The following is a 20,034-nucleotide window of genomic DNA, read 5'->3' as shown; positions in this document are numbered from 1 at the left end:
AGATAGCACTGACCTCCAAAGCAAGAATATATCGATAAATATACCTTCAGGCAGTAAGCAGATTTCCGTTACTGCTTTTACTGAATAATGACTTTTTATCGCATGATAATCAAAATTTTTTGACCCTGAAAAACAACAAAAAGTTCGTTATTTAAGGATGTGTTGCAGCACAGGTAAAAAAGGAAAGTCACATAAACTAACATTTAGATACAAATTTGTAGTCTGAACGCTGAAATTATTCACCATTCCTTTCACGTTCAGACCACCTGAGTGATATGCAAAACTCAGTTACCAGCCCTACCCCGGGCTAACCATAAGATACGGGAAAACATACGTTTTAATAACGGAGGGATGCTATCCGTTCCCATTTGTCCTGCGTGTTCCGCCACTTCAATAGCCAGATCGGGTTTAGAGCTGTGTTGAATCGCTTTGCTGATAATCTTACGCATTGGCATATGAACATTAGAAGGGATGCCCGCCGCCTCGTAATAGACATTGCTGAACCCTTCTTTAAACATGAAATTCTCCATATCCAAGGCCGGTAATTGGGTTAAACGCTCCCGATCGCTGTCCCTGCCACCATTAATAAATGAACGTACCGTGTCGGCATATTTTTTACCGGCATCATCACCATCCACCAGCACGTGCCACTCGATGCCCATCTTACTGGCATATTTTAATAATGGCCGCAGACCACTTTGGGCAAACTCAATAACCTTAATACCTTCGGTTTCAAAGTGATATCCACACTGACGGGCCAGTTCAGTTAATAACCACACTTCCGTTTCGCCTTCCACCAATAGCCAACTGCGCGCAAACAGCGAAGAGGCTCGGTTTAAACGAATATGAAACGAAATACGCCGGCGTTCCTGAATGTTCAGATCTCCTGACTCAATTCTGAAAGCGGACACCCGATTAGACTGACGAACTAAACGATAAACACTTTCCAGCGGAACCAGAGAGAGCAAATCCCCTGAGTTGGTGGTAGTGATCTTTTGCAGCGGCAGATTACTGAGCAGCCCCCAGGCCGCGGATAACATAATAGGATGTAGTCGACTTTCCGGGTCTTCAATTAATAATAAAGGTACCGCTTTGGCATCTAAATTCTCGGTGCCTCTGGCCTGAATTAAGGTTGAAAACACACCCAATAAAATCATGCGCATATTGCGGCTTTCAGGCTCAGAAATAAGCTGGTTCAAATAGTTTAGAGACTGCCATAACTGTGTATTATGGCGGTATTTTTCATCCTTATAATGAATATTTTCACTGCTCTCTTTGGCATTCAGCGCAATAAAATAGTGCTTAAGTAAAGCATGGATCGCCTGTAATCCCTGTTTCAAATCTTTATTGCTTAACTTTTGAGGGTTACACTCCAGCTCTTCTGCCAGTTTGGCTAATTGCTGACTTAGAGCCTCATTTTCCTGTTCCTGTAACTGCGCAGTTTCCTGTCGGAAACGTCGTCCAAAGCGGGCATCTCTTAATCGTAATACCGGGTGCAGACGAACAATCTCCCGGGCTAATGCATCAATCTGATCAAGCTCCATCGCATGACCGGCAACATCCAGAAAAGATCGGGTGGTTATCACATTCCCCTCTTTCTGAATTTCCCCCTCCAGTCGATAGAGAATACGAGACAGACCATCATTACCTTTTATCCATAATGGGGAGAGTTTGCGGAATTTAGGCATATCCGGAGAGTCAACATCTCTGGCGCAGAAAGTAAGAACCATATGCAGATGATCCTGACGGGATGACTCATTTCCCATCGGATAATGAAAATCCTGTAATTTGAAAGCGTAAAGATCGCTACCGGGAGAGAATAGCAGCGTGAGTGCATCCAGCAGGCTTGACTTACCCCAGGCATTTTCACCAATTAGCACTACGTTTTCATTCAACGTTAGCGACAGGCGATTAATTCCTCTGAATCCTACTATTTCAACGCGCTCTAAATACATATTGTCTCACTTAGCCAGAGGCAGAAAGTGTTTTGTCTTAGCTATAATTTACTGAGTAACAAGATAATTATATGTTAGCCAACGCCAAAAACTATTAACTCAATGAAAATAACTGGCTGAATGGCACTCAATCCGGCTTCAATTCTTCTGTAAATGGTACTTTACTCCCCCCACACTTTTGGTTAGCGTATATATTCGCTAAATAAAAATCACACAAAATCAGGCTAGTTACTGCTAATAATCTATGTACTCAGGTCTAATCATTATTCTGCTTCCGCTGGTTATCGGTTATCTGATACCGATAAAAAATTTGCCTCTGTTACGGCGTATTAACCGTCTGTTAAGCGCGATGGTGTACGTTATTTTGTTTTTTATGGGTATCAGCCTGGCATTTCTCGATAATCTGAGTACTAATTTGCAGATGATATTTCTGTATGCTGGCGTATTTTTTGTCTGTATTTTTACTGCCAACGCACTGGCCTTAAATCTGCTGGATAAGCAGTGGCCCTGGAAGAATAATCACCGGCAGGAAAAACTTCCCTCTCGCCTGCATATGGCGCTGGAGTCATTACAGCTCTGTGGCGTAGTGGTTGTCGGTTTCTTATTAGGGTTAAGCCAGTGGAGTTGGTTCACTTACGCTTCTCAGGCCAGCGAGTTTGCCCTGATATTTCTGTTGCTATTGGTGGGTATTCAGCTCAGAAATAGCGGGATGACGCTAAAAGAAATTACGCTGAATAAACGGGGTATGGTGATTGCGCTGGTGGTTACTATCAGCGCACTGGCGGGCGGTGCGCTGGCGGCATTGTTCCTTGGCTTACCAATAAAGAGTGGACTGGCTATCTCCTCCGCTTACGGTTGGTATTCTCTCTCAGGCATTCTGCTCACCGACTCTCTTGGCCCGGTACTCGGTAGCGCCGCTTTCTTTAATGACCTCGCCAGAGAACTGGTAGCCATTATGTTGATCCCAACGCTGGTACGCTCCAGCCCTTCCGCCGCCCTTGGAGTTTGCGGAGCCACTTCTATGGATTTCACCCTCCCGGTTCTGCAACGCAGTGGCGGCGTTGAAATGATCCCTCCGGCCATAGTGCATGGGTTTATTCTTAGTTTGCTGGCACCGGTGTTAATGGCATTTTTTGCTGCGCCATAACATATCCTTTGAAGTTGCCTTTAACCTTCAGGGGCACGAGAATTCAGCTGCGGCGGTGCTCGCTTTGGCACCTCCTGCCCAGCCACTTGCACAACTGTATCTATACACTGCACTGCCAGTGGACGAAACTGTTCTCAGATTTAATGTTTTTTGATTTAAATCAATAATTCTTAAAGTTGCATTTAAAATACCTTTTTAACTTCAATCCATCGCTTTATGATAAACATGAACTCAAAATACAACTTATAAAGGTGTTATGATTATGTACTGCGTGCAATGTGAACAAACGATCCGCACCCCTGCTGGCAATGGCTGCTCTTATGCACAAGGCATGTGTGGAAAAACAGCTGAAGTATCTGACCTGCAAGACTTGCTGGTAGCCGTGCTGGAAGGCTTGTCAGCATGGGCAGTAAAAGCGCGGGATTTAGGTATTATCGACCACCATATTGATGGTTTCGCGCCAAAAGCGTTCTTCTCTACCTTAACTAACGTTAACTTTGAATCTGACCGTATTATTGGCTATGCACGCGATGCGATTATTCTGCGTGAATCTCTGGTCAACCGCTGCCGCGCTATTGACGGTAATCTGCAACTGGATCACCCAATGGCTAACCTGCAACTGGCGGCGACTCTGCCAGCCATTTTGCAACAGGCTACCGAGTTTGCACTGAATAAAGACAAAGCAGAAATCGGCGATGATATTCACGGCTTACGTATGTTGTGTCTGTATGGCCTGAAAGGTGCTGCTGCCTATATGGAACATGCACTGGTGCTTGGCCAGTATGATGATGAAATTTACGCGGAATATCATCAACTGATGGCTTGGTTGGGTACCAACCCAACGGAAATGGGCACCTTACTGGATAATGCCATGAACATTGGCAAAATGAATTTCCGTATCATGGCGATTCTTGATCATGGTGAAACCAGTATTTATGGCGATCCAACTCCAACATCGGTGAACGTCAAACCCGTTGCCGGCAAAGCGATTCTGATTTCCGGTCACGACTTAAAAGACCTGCAAATGTTGTTGCAACAAACAGAAGGCACCGGTATCAATATTTATACCCACGGAGAAATGCTTCCGGCTCATGGCTACCCTGAGCTGCGTAAATATAAACATTTAGTGGGTAACTACGGTAGCGGCTGGCAAAATCAGCAAACCGAGTTTGCGAAATTCCCGGGCCCTATTGTTATGACTTCAAACTGTATTATTGATCCAAATCCCGGTAACTATATTGACCGTATCTGGACTCGCAGCATTGTTGGCTGGCCGGGCGCTAAACATCTTGAAGGGGATGATTTCAGTGCCATTATTAATCAGGCTCAATCACTGGTCGGCTTCCCTTATAGCGAAATTGAGCATTTAATCACCGTTGGTTTTGGTCGCCAGACGCTGCTCAATGCCGCAGATACCGTGATTGATTTAGTATCACAGAAAAAACTGCGCCATGTCTTTTTAGTCGGCGGCTGTGATGGTAGCCGTGGTGAGCGTAGCTACTACACCGATTTTGCCCGTAGCGTTCCACAAGACTGTCTGATTATGACGCTGGCCTGCGGTAAGTATCGTTTTAATAAACTGGACTTTGGTACTCTGGAAGGATTGCCTCGCTTACTGGATGTCGGCCAATGTAATGATGCCTACTCTGCAATTATGCTGGCAGTTAAGCTGTCCGAAAAACTGGGTTGTAGCGTCAATGATTTACCGCTGACACTGGTACTTTCATGGTTTGAGCAGAAAGCCATTGTTATCTTACTCACCCTGTTAGCACTGGGTGTAAAAGACATTTATACCGGCCCAACGGCTCCAGGCTTCCTGACGGATAACCTGTTAAACGTGTTGAAAGAGAACTTTGGTATGCGTTCTATAACAACCGTAGAGCAAGATATCAGCGAAATTCTGGCTGCCTGATTAGTCATCATCCTGTGGAGGTGAATCTTCTCACCTCCACCTTATATACCGAGCTTACCGTATGACAATGCCAACCACCCTCTGTCCAAATGCTATGCAGGTTCACAGCATCAGGCAGGAAACTGCCGATGTCTGGACGCTGGAACTGATCGCACAGGACTTCTATCCTTATCTCCCCGGTCAATATGCGCTGGTTAGTATTCGCAATAGCGAAAGTACCCTCAGAGCCTATACCCTCTCTTCCTCTCCCGGATTAAGCCGGTTTGTGACCTTAACGGTACGCGCATTACCCGGTGGAGAAGGTTCTTCCTGGCTGACTCAGGAAGTCAAACCCGGCAATACCCTGTGGCTTTCCGATGCTCAGGGGGAGTTTACCTGCGCTAAAATCACAGATAATCGCTATCTGATGTTGGCCGGTGGATGCGGCGTGACACCGATTATGTCAATGACCCGCTGGCTATTAGCCAATCAATCAGAAAGCCATTTGATTGTTTTTTATAACGTCAGAACCCCGGCGGATGTGATATTTGCACAAGAATGGCAGCAATTAGTTCAACGTTATCCCGCTCAACTTATCCTGTATCTGATGGCAGAACATCAGGCGGATGAAGGCTATCTATCTGGCCGAATCTCTCAGGCGCTGATTGCAGAAAAAGTGAGTGATATTGCTACCCGTACTGTAATGACCTGTGGTCCGGCAGTGTATATGGAACAGGTAGAAGCTATCAGTTATGCACTGGGTGTTAGCCATAAACGTTTTCATAAAGAGCAGTTTCATACCGCTGCCGAATGCATAACCGGCAATGAACCCCTGTTGAATATTTCTGTTATCCGCACTAACCAACAGTTTACCTCACCGGTAGGTACCACCCTGCTATACGCGCTGGAACAGAATAAAGTACCGGTGATTGCCGCCTGTCGTTCAGGGGTATGTGGCTCATGCAAAACCCAAATCGTTAAAGGTAATTACACAACCTCCAGCCAAATGAGCCTGACTGATGATGAAATAGCTCAGGGCTATGTACTGGCCTGTAGTTGCCAGTTAATTGGAGATGTCGTTATCGCCTGATACCTGTAGCCACGCTAACTTTGCGCTATACCGGAACACGGTGTATTTAATATGCGGTGTTCTGGTATTTATCTTCTCTCAGTCCTCTTTTTATGGCATAACTCCCTCACTTACCTTTTGCTATTCCCCTGAAAACCTAACTATTTCTTCTTTCTTATGCTACCCTTCACAACAGATAACAATTCATTAACCTAATAAAAACATATCAGGGCCATGCTATGACGCCACAACGTATATTAATCCTTGGAGCCAGCGGATATATTGGGCAAAACCTTATCCCCTATCTGACGGCACAGGGGCATCATGTTACTGCGGCGGCCCGACGTATTGAGTGGCTAAAAGAGCAACAAATCCCTAATGTGAACTGCCAGTATGTTGACCTGTTTAAACCGGAGACCATCACACCTGCGCTGGATAATATTGATGTGGTCTACTATCTGGTTCACAGCATGGGAGAAAAAGCGGACTTTCTGTCCAGCGAAAAAATGGCGGCTCAAAACCTCCAGCAGGCACTAAAACAATCCAACGTAAAACAGATCATCTTTTTAGGGGCAATACAGCCGAAAGAAAGCATTTCTTCTCAGCACTTACTGGCACGCCAGATTACTGGCGATACGCTACGCGCCTGCGGTATTCCTGTTACTGAGTTGCGGGCGGGAATTATCATTGGTGCAGGTTCAGCCGCCTTTGAAGTGATGCGTGATATGGTATATAGCCTGCCGATTCTTACACCGCCACGCTGGGTTCGCTCCAAATCCTCACCTGTGGCGCTGGAAAACCTGCTGGTCTATTTATCTGAAATTATTCATCATCCCTCATCAGAAAACCGCATATTTGACGTTGCCGGGCCAGAATACATCAGCTATCAGACTATGTTTGAGCGCTTTATTAAAATCACCGCAAAAAAGCGCTGGATTATCCCTATTCCGCTGCCAACCCAGCTGATTTCCGTCTATTGGCTGAATATGATTACCACTGTTCCCACGACTACCGCTAAAGCGCTGATTGAAGGTTTAAAGCATAACCTACCGGCAGACGCCGAACCTTTGCAGCAACTGATACCGCAAAAACTGATCAATTATGATGAGGCAGTTATCAGCACCATGCATAAAGAGCAGTCCGCGGTAAATTCCGCCGACTGGGGCTACGACCCGGAAGCCAGGGCCCGCTGGCGGCCGGGTTATCCCTTCTATCCAAAACATGCTGGCTATACCATAAAAACCAGTGCCAGTGCAGAAAGCCTGTGGCACGTCATTCAACAAATTGGGGGCAAAGAGGGTTACTTCTACGCTAACTATTTATGGAATATCCGCGGCTGGATGGACGACCTGATAGGGGGAGAGAAACGCTATGGCAGACCCGATAAAGCGCAGTTAGCCATCGGTGACCACATTGACTCATGGCGAGTTATCTCCATCAAGCCACTGCGCCAACTGGCTATGCTATTTGGTATGAAAGCACCGGGATTAGGCCGACTCACATTAAGCATCAATGATAATAAGCAGTTTCGCGAACTGGATGTTCGCGCCTGGTGGCACCCTGCTGGTTTCGGAGGACTGTTGTACTGGTTTGTCATGATGCCTGCTCATCTGTTTATTTTTAAGGGCATGGCAAAACGAATCGCTTATCTGGCTGAACAGTTAGATAAACAGTCCGATGCAGACAAAAAGCATTCTTAATTCTGTTTGCCGCTTCTTGCCGAAGCGGCATTTCATCCGACACGATATTTTTCCAGTAAAGCATCGAGAATTGCTAAGGTTTCTGCATCCGGAATACCTGAGTAATTCGCCTGCCGGAAATGCATCTGGAATGCCTTAACTACCCTACGGGTTTCATCATCCAGCACGCCCGTTAATGGAACCTGATAACCATAGCGATTCAGATTATTTTGCAGTGCTGCAATATCCGGGGTTTTCTCCATTTGGCGAATGGCTAAATAGTGGCTCACTCGTCCGGCATCCGGCCATGCACCAATTCCAGCCTGTGCCAGCTTTTGCCATGGAAACAGCGGTCCGGGGTCAACCTTACGCTGAGGAGAAACATCGCTGTGGCCTAGTACGTTTTCTGGCTTAATCTGATTACGCTTGATGATGTCATTCGATAATGCAATGAGTGACGCAATTTGCGCATCGCTATAGGGTTCCCAGCGTCGTTCGATTCCCACTTTGTGATAACCCGGATTAACTAACTCAATTCCTACCGAGGTATCATTTAGATTCATTCGCCCGCGCCAAAAACTGGCCCCGGCATGCCAGGCTCTACGATTTTCAGGTACCAGCTGTAATACCACTGGCTTACCTGAAACCTCATCCGGCAATGGGTTGATCAGATAATGTACGCTGACATTTTCTCCGGTCAGTACGGCTAATGAGTTCACTTCATTTTCTGCCGTGTAGTGAAAAATCAGGAAACTTACCCGAGGTTCATTACCCAGTGCAGCATGGCTGTCATCCACCCAATAATCTCCGCGATCCTGAAGTGAACTACAGCCTGAAACCAATCCCACGATGACAGATATCATAAGAAAACAGATAACTCGCCCACACCTGAACATAATCCGACCTTTTACATCAATCAGTAGCATTTAACGGATAGTATAAAATAATATTTATCTTTTAATAAGTTAACTTTTCTCGCCTTTAACGCATTGTATTTTTTGATTATTTAACTTCCTCAGACACATATAAGATGACATTCTCTTTTTGTTGCGGCAAATATCAAAAAAGCCTCTATTTTCACTACCCAATCGCACTGAAACCTGATTTACTTAGCACAATTTTGTAATCTCCCACCGTTTGAGAAAGGACTCTAATGGCGCTCTTCTTACAAAACTGCTTAACAATACGCGATATGATATCCTCTGAAGAAGAGAAACGCTGGGCCAAATTAAGCATGACTTTATGAGAAATAAATCATTGGGCGGTGATAGCGCAGATGTAAGAGGACGCGTTGTCGCACAACTGACCGATCTGGTTGAAAGCGTTCAGGCTTTAAGGAGTTAAAGTAACAGTGGAACTATGGATAAAACAGCGTATTAAAATACTGGGTCTGATAACTATCATTCTCGTTAGTTTGCAGCTGGTAAATACGCTGACCGGCGGTTTTCTGAATCATTTTGGTATTCTCCCCCGTTCAGCTCAGGGACTTTTTGGAATTTTATTTTCTCCTTTTTTACATCGTGATTGGGAACATTTATTAAGTAATTTACCAATATTACTCATATTAAGCGGGTTACTATTAACATACTCAGTACGCTATTATATTAGTGCCAGTACTTTTATTATTTTATTCGGTGGATTGTTGGTATGGATTTTTGCCCGTAGCGCTATTCATATTGGTGCCAGCGGTTGGATTTTTGGCTTATGGATGTTATTGCTGGCAAACGCGTTTACCCGAAGAAGAGTACTCGACTTTATTTATGCCATTTTAATTCTGCTCTATTACGGTGGTTTAGCTTCGGGACTGCTACCAGGCGACCCGGATATTTCCACAGAAGGCCATATTGCAGGTGCTGTAGCCGGACTTTGCTTTGCGCTGTTGACCCGAAAATTTACTCCTACCAATAAGATAAACACCCCTTAATTTTATAAAAAATCTTATAGAACTAAATTTCAGGATGAATATTTGTTGATATAACAGCAGGCAGGGCATTATCAGCGCACACTCTTATATCTTTTCCAACAAAAAAACCAACCCTCTGAGTTTGGCTAACATTTTTTATATTAACGTCTTTATTTTATTTTCTAATTACCGCAAACTATCAGCGCCTTATACTGGCATCCCGACCGGATTAAGAATAAATAAAATTATGGCAAAGATTCCGTTAATGATGAAATCAGGGAAAACATGGGAAATGGAAGCGATAAACAGGCAGTTGGCTTTTCAGTTTACCCCCCGTAAAAAGGCAGATATACTCCAAAACAAAGGAAATATCACACTGCGCAATGATTGTATATCACCTCAATTAATTATATCCGCTATGCATTCCCGTGGCTTTCTCCATATAACAGAAATAATATGAATAATAAAACTAAACGCTTTATTTTTTGTAGTGGTATCGTTTTTGCGCTGGCTGCTTGTTCATATCCGCCGTCACGACAGAACTTTGACTACACACTTTCGCAAGGACAACTGGAGTTAGCGCAAAAAATCGCACTGGAAGAAGGCGTCTCCTCTGACGCTGATATTTCTACCGAACTGTTATGGTCTCTTGAAGCTGGCACATTGTTGCGTATGAACTCAGAGCTGGACCGCTCAACCAAAGTTTTTGATACCAGCGAAACGCTGATTAAAGAAAATGAGACACAAAATCTGGCTGTATCGGGATTTAGCCAGGCCGCTTCAATGGTGGTTAACGATAACGTGATGAGCTATACCCCTCGAGTATATGACCGCGTCATGGTTAACACCTATAAGGCATTAAATTTTTGGCAGCAGGCCAATTTTAATGATGCGCGAGTAGAGTGGAACCGGGTAGACGATCGACAACGTCGGGCGGCAGAATATTTCTCCAAAGAGATCAACGCACAAAAAGATAGTGTGAAAAGCAATAATTTGGGTGAAACATACTCCGGAGCGATGGAACAGTTAGGTGAGTCAGGCATTGATGTGGCTAAATGGGCTCCTTACGATAGCTATATTAACCCTGCATCACTCTACCTGCACGGCTTATACTTTTTGATTAATAACGAAAGTGCTGCGGACCTGAACAAAGCGAAAGAGAGTCTGAAGCGTGCTTATGCACTGACTCGTAGCAAACAGATCCGTGCCGACCTCAATCTTGCTAATGCGGGTCGTAACGTTGTGCCGGGCGTTTGGGTTATTTTTGAAAATGGTACCGCTGCCCGTAAACTGGAACGCCGCATTGATTTACCGCTGTTTTTAGTCACCAGTCGTGTCGTCTATGCGGGTATTGCATTACCTACCCTGGAGTCCGGTAGTCCGACGTACCCTTATCTTTCTGTTAACGGAGGGAAGCAAACGGAAGCATTCGCCAACATGGATAAAATTATTCAGGGTGAATTTAAAACGGAATTTACCGGTATTTTGATCAAAGAGTTAACTCGTGCAGTATTAAAAACCACCGCACAGACCTCGATGAGAAACTCGGATAATAAAACAGTCAGATTACTTGGCACTCTTACCGGTGTCGCGCAGGCGGTCACCACGCAGGCAGATATTCGCAGTTGGCATACCCTACCCTACGAGTTTCAGGTAACCTATGTAAAATGGCCAAAGGATGGGCAGCTTCAAATTAATCCATCAGGTGGTGCAGCTATTCAGGTAGATTTACCCGCAACGCCTCAGCCGGTAGTTGTTTATGTAAGGGCGTTGAACGCAAATACGGTTCCACAGGTCAATGTGTTAACCAGTAAAAATGCAATCTAGCGCTGTTTAACAGGCCGAATTATCACTCTAATCATTAAACTGTATTGAGAACTTTCATGATGAAAATTTTAAACAAAAAGACGTTTCTTGCTGCGGCTGTTGCTTTCTCACTGGTTGGTTGTGCTGAACAAGGCACATACTATGTTGACAGCAAAAATGACAGCGTTGCTGTTATGGCGCTGGACTATAAAGACTTTGAAATGGCTGCGACCAATATGGTTGATGACATGCTGAGTTCTGACCTGTTGGTTCATCCTCAGGGTGGTCGCTATGTGTTAACCGTAACCGGTATTGTTAACGATACCGATCAGCGTATTGATACCGATCAGTTAACCAAGAAAATTCGTACCAGCCTGTTAAATTCAGGACGCTTTGTGGTGACCACCGCGATTAACGCTAATGGTCCGGAAGATGAAATGACGCGCAAAGTTCGTGAACTGCGTAAGTCAAAAATGGTTAACCAAAAAACCGTGAAGAAAGATGGCCGCGTAATCGCTCCCGACTTCTCATTAACCGGTAAGATCATTCAACAGAATCAACGTGTGAACTCCAGTACTCAACAAGTTGAGTACTATTTCCAGCTAACCCTGACCAATCTGGATGATGGTTTAGCCTATTGGGAGAAAGAGTATCCAATCATCAAGCGTGGCGACAACCGCACCGCCAGCTGGTAATGATTGTCTGACGTAATGCTGCTGGTTTATTCAATCCACAGCATTACATAACCTATTTAATCCATTAGGGATGTCCGAATGAAAAAATGGATCCTGGTACTTGTGGCTTTCTTTACGTTTTCATCTGCTGCTTATGCAAAAATTGAAACCGTTGAAGCACAAGGATACGGTGAAACCTACGAAAAAGCGGTTGATGCTGCACTGGCCGATGCCGTTCGTCAGGTTAATGGAATGACCGTTTCAACACAGTCAGAACGTGCTGGTAACTATATTCGTATCAATGATAAAAGTGATGCTAGTGGTGATGTTAAAGGTACCCGCGTTCAGGACGACCAAAATAAAGATGATTCCTTTCTGAGCAATAAGAAAGGTAACAGTACTTATACTGAAAATATCAACATTAATGCCGCAGCGAACAGTAATCACGACGTTACTGTCAATGCTGGTCAGAGCGCTCAAATTAACACGCACAGTGCTGGTATCGTTAAAGGATATAAAGTCAAAACCCGCGACTGCGATGCTAAGGGCTGTACCGTTGTTTTGACCATTGAAGTTGATAAAGTTGGGCGTAAAACGTCACAAGCATCTTCTCAGCGTGACCGTCTGGCTATCATTACTACCGGTAACCGTAGCCGTTCAGGTTTCGCCAATACGCTTCGTCAGGAAATCACCGATCGCATTGTACAATCACAGCGTTTTACCGTGCTCGATCGTAGCACTGCCAATGAGAAGGCCTTTGCTCAGGAAGAAAAAATGCTGGAAGGCCGTTCAGATAATGCCGCCAGCGTAGGGCAAACAGCCCTGCTCGCAGACTATATTCTGGTTATCAATGTGACCGAAGCTGGTGTAAAAACCACCACCAAAGTTACCAGCGTTGATTTAACCGGCGAATTTGACGTTACCAGCTCCCACAGAACGAAAGTAACAGTTCGCTATTCACTACTGGAAGCGGCGACTCATGGCATTCAGTGGTCTGACTTCAGTGTGTTTGAGCAAGGTGGTCGATATATTGAAACCGCCCGCAAGCAAATTAGTGATGTGATTGCCGATAAAATTGTCAATAAGCTGACGCCAGCCAAAGTTGTTGCGATAACCAACGGTCAGGTCGTGATCAACCGTGGTGAAGCCATGGTTTATGACGGTGACCGTTTTGATATCTACTCTCAAGGTGAGCAGTTGGTCGATCCGGATACCGGAGAAGTACTGGGAGCAGCGGAAGAGAAAGTGGCTACCATTCTGATCACTACGATTAAAGATAAAATCTCTTACGGTATTGTTGAAAGCGGTAAGATCGATAGTATCGAAAAAGGGGCTGTTGCCCGTTTATCTGCACCATTGCCTACTGAAAATAAAACACAGGCAGCCAAAAAGGCAACAACGGCAAAACCTAAAACAAAAGCTAAGCCTGCGGCTAATGAGCAACGCCTGGGCGATTCCGGCGGCGTATTTTTGAAATAGCCATTGCCAACAATAAAATGCTTTAACGATAGCCAGCCAAGAGGTTGGCTATTTTTTTAGCGTTGGTGTTATCTACAAGCGTTGGCACAAAGTGAGTCATCCTGCCATTGATTTCTATATTGATTTTTATATTGATAGCTACCTGACCGTATTCATTTTGTGTACTGTTAGCAACACATTAAGAAACAAGACTTTCAGTAAACGAGGAAAAGCGGTATAACGACCTAACCTGTCTGAATAACTTAAAACCTCAATCCATCTTGATTATTTAAAGTTTTTCAACCGAACTCGTCAAAAATTAATTAACATGTCATTGATGATGACAATGAATGGTGCTGAGTATGTTTAACTTCGATTATTACAACCCAACTCACATTATGTTTGGTACCGAGCGTATCAAAGATCTTGGTACACAATTACCTGAAAATGCTAAAGTACTGATTACCTACGGTGGTGGAAGTGCTAAACGGTTTGGCACCATTGATGAAGTGGTTCAGGCCTTAGGGAAACGTGAATATATTGAATTTGGAGGTATCGAACCTAATCCTCACTACGACACACTGATGAAAGCGGTTGACATTGTCAAAGCGGAAAAAATCGATTATCTGATTGCGGTGGGTGGTGGTTCTGTTATTGACGGCACCAAATTTATTGCCGCAGCGGTCTATTTTGAAAATGATGCCTGGGAAACATGGATTAGCAACGCGCCATTAAAACAAGTATTACCCATTGGTTGCGTATTAACCCTTCCCGCAACCGGCTCAGAAATGAATGGTACCGCAGTAATAAGTAATACCGCTCTTAATGCTAAATTAAGCCATAAACATCCCCTGCTCTTTCCACGCTTTGCCATTCTTGACCCACGTAAGTCTTATACTCTTCCAACAAAACAACTGGCAAATGGTGTAGTGGATGCTTTTGTTCACGTTGCCGAGCAATATTTGACTTATCCGGTATATGGTAAAGTTCAGGATCGGTATGCTGAAGGGCTGATGCTAACGCTCATTGAAGAAGGTCATAAAGCCTTAAAAGAGCCAGAGAACTACGATATCAGAGCCGCAATTATGTGGAGTGCCACTCAGGCACTTAATGGTCTTATCGGTGTTGGCGTGCCGCAAGATTGGGCCTCGCACCGTATTGGATACTATTTTACCATCCATCACGGACTTGATCATGCTCAGACATTAGCGATTCTTCTTCCCGCAGTATTAGATGTGCAGAGAGAAAATAAACGACTCAAATTATTGCAATATGCAGAAAGAGTATGGCAACTCACAGAAGGATCGGAAAAAGAGCGTATAAATAGTGCTATTACCCTTACACGCCAATTTTTCGAAAACATGGGGTTACCGACCTGCCTCAGAGCTTATGGAATCCCTGAATCAGCAATTGAAGAAGCTATTAACTATTTAAAAAGATTTAATTTATTACCTCTGGGGGAGCATAAAGATATCTCAGTAATAGAGGCCAGGAAAATATTGAGTTTAAGTTACTAGTAATTATTGGCAGAGAATAATAATACTATAAATGCTTGTTCATTTTCTGCCGGCATACTATTATATGAGGGTCGCAGGACGATGCTGTCGATACTCGGTATAATATTATTCACCAAGCAGTTTATCACCTAACGTAACATTTACTTATGCTAGTTTAGCTCGCTTGGGCTATCATTCAATTCAGTCTGCAATAAAAGTAAAATATAATGAGCGATATTGATTATTTAATGATGTTCCGCAAATGCTCCAATCACGATAGTTTAGAGCGTCTTTACGATAAATTAAATTATTCTTTAGTGGATAATAATGTATTAGCTAATATGTATCGTGCTGCCGATCATCGTCGTGCAGAATTAGTAGCGGGTAAATTATTCGATCTGGGCAAAGTACCTAAAACTATCTGGTCTCAAGTCAAATAATTTATTTTATAAATTAAGAACTGTTATTAACTATTTACCTTAATTTGGCTTGCTATGCCTGTAAGCTGGCCAAGATTTAGGTGCGCTTTTTTGCGCTTATAATGTATATATTTTTAGTAAACCCGATAATGGATTAGCGTTAGCTATCTCCGTAAGATAGCTAATTGGCTGTCTGAATATGTCTTTTATTAAACTCGTTGCTACATATTAGCAACAGTATAACTAGCATGTAAAATACCACATACAAAAATATATGTGAGAATACTATGTAACCACTTTTATTTGAAGTTACACATTTAGCAATAATAAAAAACCATCTGAATATGACATATAATATAAAATAATATATCATCGTTAAAAATAAAATTCTCCCACACTTAATTTTGATCATGAAATAACCATTCCGATTATTTGGCGGAATCACTGTTACGATATAGCGATAATTTATGAATTTGATTCAATCTCTGCTGTATCCTCCGGTAAAATAAGTTTATATTTGCCATACCTATACAATGCATCATCAGGCGCATTTCGAAGAAACAATCCTTTATATTACAGTCCCATACTATTGTATTTTCCTTCATTTATTATCACTATGAGTAAGCCCCCCTCCCGACTGGCCACATTTCCTTAGTTCAATACAGATATCACAACCTGCCTGACTATCGCTTATACCTGGCCAAAAAGCTCTTCTATACTTATTATTGAAACCATCAACACAGACATCTTCCGACCAGATTACATAAACAACCATTGCGTGAGGGGTATAAATGAAGTATTGGTTATCAATAATATGTAGTTTATTAGTCACTTTTGCGTTAAGCGGATGTGTGGTAACAGAAACAACCGTCAGCCATCATTACGGTTCTAACGATCCGGCAATGACAGCACAGAAATTTTATAGCCAGTATTTTCTTAATGGCAGTGCTGGTCTTCCCACTGACACTCAACTTGCTGCCTATAAACCTTATATAAGTACAGAGCTCTACCAGTCACTTGAAAGTGCCAAAAAACGTCAGCTTGAAGAGATAAAACAGCACCCTGACGAGAAACCATCACATGCTGATGGCGACCTGTTCTCCAGTCTGTTTGAAGGACCGACCGCCGTTGATATACCTTCAATTCCAGTATTGCCCAGCGCTGACAACGTAACCCTACAGGCTAACTTTACCCGTACAGAACAAGGCAAAGATATTCTTCACTGGACTGATGAAATAAAAATGATTAAGCAAAATGATAATTGGGTTATTGATGACCTGGTATATAAAGGCAACTGGGATTTTGCAGCAAAAGCCACATTAAAAAAATCGTTGTCGGATAAATAATCGGGGTAACTATTCAGGCTTTTTTGTCTAACATCGCGTCAATTTGTTCAGTTGATGAACACTCAAATTGAAGATGATAATTTAGCGTTGACAGCCTGAATAGAGATGGATATGATTCGCCCCGTTCAAACGATTCCTCTGTAGTTCAGTCGGTAGAACGGCGGACTGTTAATCCGTATGTCACTGGTTCAAGTCCAGTCAGAGGAGCCATATTTAGAAAGGCCTGCTATTTAGCGGGCCTTTTACTTTTTAGTCTGATCTCTTTACTTCACTATCCCCGGCGCCTGCCATTCATCCAGCGGAATCGGTCGACCAAAATAGTATCCCTGCCCTCGCGGACAACCCAGCTCATATAGCCTGTCAGCCACTTCCTTCGTTTCAATTCCTTCAGCAATAAGCGGAACGCCTAATCCCTTCGCCAGACGAATTACCGATGAAATAATGGCTTCATTTCGGGCGCTTTTCAAAATACCGCTAACGAAATCCCTGTCTATCTTCAGGCAATCAAACTGTAAACAATGCAAATAGGAAAGGCTGGAAAATCCCGAACCAAAATCATCAATAGCAACCGAAATACCTAAGGCACGTATTCGCCCCAGCTGTTCACTAATAAAGGTTCCCTTTTCAAGTAAAACAGACTCCGTTAACTCAATAGTCAGATTGCATGCCGATAGCCGGAACTCATTCAAGGTGGCAATAATCACATCATAGAAATCGGCCTGATACAGTTGGCGAGCCGAGACATTAATATGAATATTAAAATCATTCGGCCACCCGGATGCTATTTTTAAGGCCAGTTGGCGACAAGACTCTCTTAACACCCACCGCCCAATAGATAAAATTAAACCTGAATCTTCTGCCAACGGAATAAAGACATAAGGAGGGACCACGCCATACGCTTTGCTATGCCAGCGAATCAGTGCCTCAGCACCGATCACCTCCGCGTTATGCAAATCGATAATTGGCTGAAAATAAACCCGTAGTTCCTGATTTAACTCAGCCTGGTTAAGCTCTCTCAGCATTTGAGTATTCTCAACCGCCCGACTCATCATCTCAGGGCGATAAATTTCATACGCACCGGCCCCTTTTTTTCTGGCTGTGACCAAAGCAACGGAAGCATGCCTTAAATTAATTGCTAACGTTTGGTCATCGAATTCATATTTAACTAAACCAACATTTCCCGCAAATAATGGATGTTCACTCCCACAGCCCCGGGAGTTGGCATAAATATGTACATAGCGGTTAATCTCTTCCTCATCTATCTCTACGCCATCATTTTTAGGGTAACAAACAGCAAACTCAACGTCGTTAACCCTTGCCAATAATGTATAGGGAGGAATAATTTCCTGTAGTTGTTTAACAAACTCACACAGTAAAGCCTCCCCCTTCTGATAACCGAGACTATTATTCACCAGATTAATATTGTCCAGACTGAGTAAGATTAAACCTTCCCAGATGGTGATATTGTTCTGAGAACTCAGTGTCTGAAGCTGTTTCTGCAATCCTTCTTTACTCAATAAACCCGTTACAGAATCATAGTAGACCTGATGCTCCAGACGAGAGAACGCCGCCGACAGTGTTGATGACATTTCATTAAAGGCATCATTCAGCTGTTTAATTTCTTTTAATTCGAAACGAGACTGATGAGCCGGAGACCATTTTTGTCTGGCCAGCGGGCGGGCCTGAGTGGCTACATATTGAATCGGCGTCGTGACTCTGGAGAGAATAATCCAGGCTAAAGTGACCCCCAGTAAAAAAATAATAAAAATCATACTGAAGGTAATTCTTCTTTCATCATTAAGTTGGCCAACAAAATCTGTTTGGGGTATGGCTACGACGATACGCCAGTTATGTAATCCTAATTCTTTACCGAAAGAGACGATCCGCCCATAGTAAGTTCCATGGTCGATATTTAAAGTCATCTTATTATATTCAGAATGTGATAAGTAAGGTGCAATAGTACGAATAATTGCACTTTCACTATTTTCCGGCGTTAGCAGATGGGCGCGATCTTGCTCTGGCAGGTCACTCTCGGGTCTGGTAACCGGTTTTTCTATTGTTGAGTGAGAAATAATTTCATTGTTATCGTTAACAATAAAAATGACGCCATTGCCCAGATTGGGTATCTGCTGCAAATAACGGTTAAACCGGTTTAGTTTAATATCGCTGGATATCACGCCAACATAGCGGTTATCCATATTATATACAGGGCTACTGTATGAAATACTAACGCCTCTTATCGCATCCATATCCCAGTATGCTCTGGTCCAGGATGGCTTTCGACTGGCATTCACCTCACGAAACCAGGGGCGAGTGCGGGGGTCGTATTCTTCGCTGGTTTTAATCACTGGATTTTGAGTGCCCATACCCGAGTAGAAATTCAGGGCACCCCGGGTTCGTTTATCTTTTAAAATTAACGTGTAGGTATCGGTGATAGTTTCACGGCTAACGCCAATATAGTCACCATTTACTGCACCAAATGCCACCAGACTCAATTGGGGGAAATAAGGAAACACCCGCTTCATGGCTGACATTAGCGGTGACTCAAACTCATCCAGATTGACCATCCCTCCGGATAGCAGCTCTTGCATTGTCATCTCAATTGATGCATTGGCCTGTATTGGAACTTTTAGAAAATTGAACAAATTAGTATGAACATACTCAATGTGAGCAGAAATCAGCTTATCGCTCAGACTATCAAAAATACGGTTTTCACTGCGATATTGTAATAAAACGGCTAAACCAAACATAACGGTTAATATAAAGACAAAAAGCGATGTCACAATCAGTTTTAAAGAGATTGAGTTTAATAATCGCACATATTCACCACTTACCGTTTATTTGATTCAGCGCATTCACGAATGATAAAGACCTCTCTGTCAACCGACACAATAACCAACATTATCCGCGAACAACAATATCTTTAACCAAAGATAGTCTAATTCTATATTATTTCTGACTAAGACTATGCTAATTATAAAATTTACCTAAAAATCATTATCAAAATTGATTAATCCCGGTTTCAGACAGAAAAAAGTTATTCTGTTAGCCTTAACTTTATGAGCAATAGTTAAACTAACTGACTAAAACAGAAGCAACTATAGGACATTTTGCTTGAAGTATAAGCAAACACACCATTTTCCCATGTTGAGCGGTTGACAGTATTAGCAATGGCAGATATCATGCGCCCT

Annotated in this window: 14 protein-coding genes and 1 tRNA gene; 12 read left to right on the top strand and 3 right to left on the bottom strand. The window is 43.2% G+C overall.

Annotated elements, in window-relative coordinates; genetic code table 11:
* Window positions 1-284: 284 nt before the first annotated feature.
* Entirely contained in the window at window positions 285-1,955 is a 1,671-nt protein-coding gene (locus LPW36_RS00980) for an ATP-dependent nuclease (protein ID WP_230607642.1), read from the bottom strand.
* A gap of 244 nt (window positions 1,956-2,199) precedes the next feature.
* Here LPW36_RS00980 and LPW36_RS00975 point away from each other — a divergent pair, with 244 nt between their 5' ends.
* The 4 genes from LPW36_RS00975 (at window position 2,200) to LPW36_RS00960 (ending at window position 7,762) form a co-directional block, all read left to right on the top strand.
* Entirely contained in the window at window positions 2,200-3,102 is a 903-nt protein-coding gene (locus LPW36_RS00975) for a LysO family transporter (RefSeq protein WP_230607641.1), read from the top strand.
* A gap of 262 nt (window positions 3,103-3,364) precedes the next feature.
* A complete protein-coding gene (gene hcp / locus LPW36_RS00970) occupies window positions 3,365-5,014 on the top strand; it encodes a hydroxylamine reductase (RefSeq protein ID WP_230607640.1) in 1,650 nt (549 codons plus the stop codon).
* Between the two features lie 61 nt (window positions 5,015-5,075).
* Window positions 5,076-6,083 carry an NADH oxidoreductase gene (gene hcr, locus LPW36_RS00965; protein WP_230607639.1) on the top strand — a complete coding sequence of 336 codons (1,008 nt, stop codon included), beginning with the start codon at window positions 5,076-5,078 and terminating at the stop codon, window positions 6,081-6,083.
* Between the two features lie 218 nt (window positions 6,084-6,301).
* The gene (locus tag LPW36_RS00960; RefSeq protein ID WP_230607638.1) at window positions 6,302-7,762 is read left to right on the top strand and encodes a DUF2867 domain-containing protein; all 1,461 of its coding nucleotides are present in this window, start codon (window positions 6,302-6,304) and stop codon (window positions 7,760-7,762) included.
* 32 nt (window positions 7,763-7,794) lie between these two features.
* Here LPW36_RS00960 and LPW36_RS00955 read toward each other — a convergent pair whose 3' ends face one another.
* On the bottom strand, window positions 7,795-8,637 hold the full coding sequence (locus tag LPW36_RS00955) for an N-acetylmuramoyl-L-alanine amidase (protein WP_268991406.1): 843 nt from the start codon (window positions 8,635-8,637) through the stop codon (window positions 7,795-7,797).
* A 455-nt stretch (window positions 8,638-9,092) separates the two neighbouring features.
* On the opposite strand from LPW36_RS00955, the gene LPW36_RS00950 reads away from it, so the two are divergent.
* From LPW36_RS00950 to LPW36_RS00915, 8 genes are all read left to right on the top strand, one after another.
* Window positions 9,093-9,665, top strand: coding sequence for a rhomboid family intramembrane serine protease (locus LPW36_RS00950; RefSeq protein WP_230607637.1), 573 nt, complete (start codon window positions 9,093-9,095; stop codon window positions 9,663-9,665).
* A gap of 435 nt (window positions 9,666-10,100) precedes the next feature.
* The gene (locus tag LPW36_RS00945) at window positions 10,101-11,471 is read left to right on the top strand and encodes a COG3014 family protein (protein ID WP_230607636.1); all 1,371 of its coding nucleotides are present in this window, start codon (window positions 10,101-10,103) and stop codon (window positions 11,469-11,471) included.
* Between the two features lie 56 nt (window positions 11,472-11,527).
* Entirely contained in the window at window positions 11,528-12,145 is a 618-nt protein-coding gene (gene lpoB / locus LPW36_RS00940; RefSeq protein ID WP_230607635.1) for a penicillin-binding protein activator LpoB, read from the top strand.
* Between the two features lie 78 nt (window positions 12,146-12,223).
* On the top strand, window positions 12,224-13,603 hold the full coding sequence (locus LPW36_RS00935; protein WP_230607634.1) for an LPS assembly lipoprotein LptE: 1,380 nt from the start codon (window positions 12,224-12,226) through the stop codon (window positions 13,601-13,603).
* A gap of 341 nt (window positions 13,604-13,944) precedes the next feature.
* Entirely contained in the window at window positions 13,945-15,099 is a 1,155-nt protein-coding gene (locus LPW36_RS00930; protein WP_230607633.1) for an iron-containing alcohol dehydrogenase, read from the top strand.
* A gap of 206 nt (window positions 15,100-15,305) precedes the next feature.
* Window positions 15,306-15,518, top strand: a complete 213-nt coding sequence (ydgT, locus tag LPW36_RS00925) for a transcription modulator YdgT (protein WP_130590848.1) — start codon at window positions 15,306-15,308, stop codon at window positions 15,516-15,518.
* A gap of 770 nt (window positions 15,519-16,288) precedes the next feature.
* Window positions 16,289-16,843 (top strand): DUF3828 domain-containing protein, encoded by a 555-nt coding sequence (locus LPW36_RS00920; RefSeq protein ID WP_230607632.1) that lies wholly within the window; start codon window positions 16,289-16,291, stop codon window positions 16,841-16,843.
* Between the two features lie 134 nt (window positions 16,844-16,977).
* Window positions 16,978-17,053: transfer RNA gene (locus LPW36_RS00915), tRNA-Asn, on the top strand.
* Between the two features lie 53 nt (window positions 17,054-17,106).
* Here LPW36_RS00915 and LPW36_RS00910 read toward each other — a convergent pair.
* Window positions 17,107-19,662, bottom strand: a complete 2,556-nt coding sequence (locus LPW36_RS00910; RefSeq protein ID WP_230607631.1) for a bifunctional diguanylate cyclase/phosphodiesterase — start codon at window positions 19,660-19,662, stop codon at window positions 17,107-17,109.
* Window positions 19,663-20,034: the final 372 nt, after the last annotated feature.

This window comes from Limnobaculum eriocheiris (genome assembly GCF_021010575.1).
GTDB classification, from domain to species: Bacteria; Pseudomonadota; Gammaproteobacteria; order Enterobacterales; family Enterobacteriaceae; genus Limnobaculum; species Limnobaculum eriocheiris.
The sequence above is the reverse complement of the archived record's forward strand: the minus strand, read 5'-3'. Positions and strand labels throughout refer to the sequence as shown.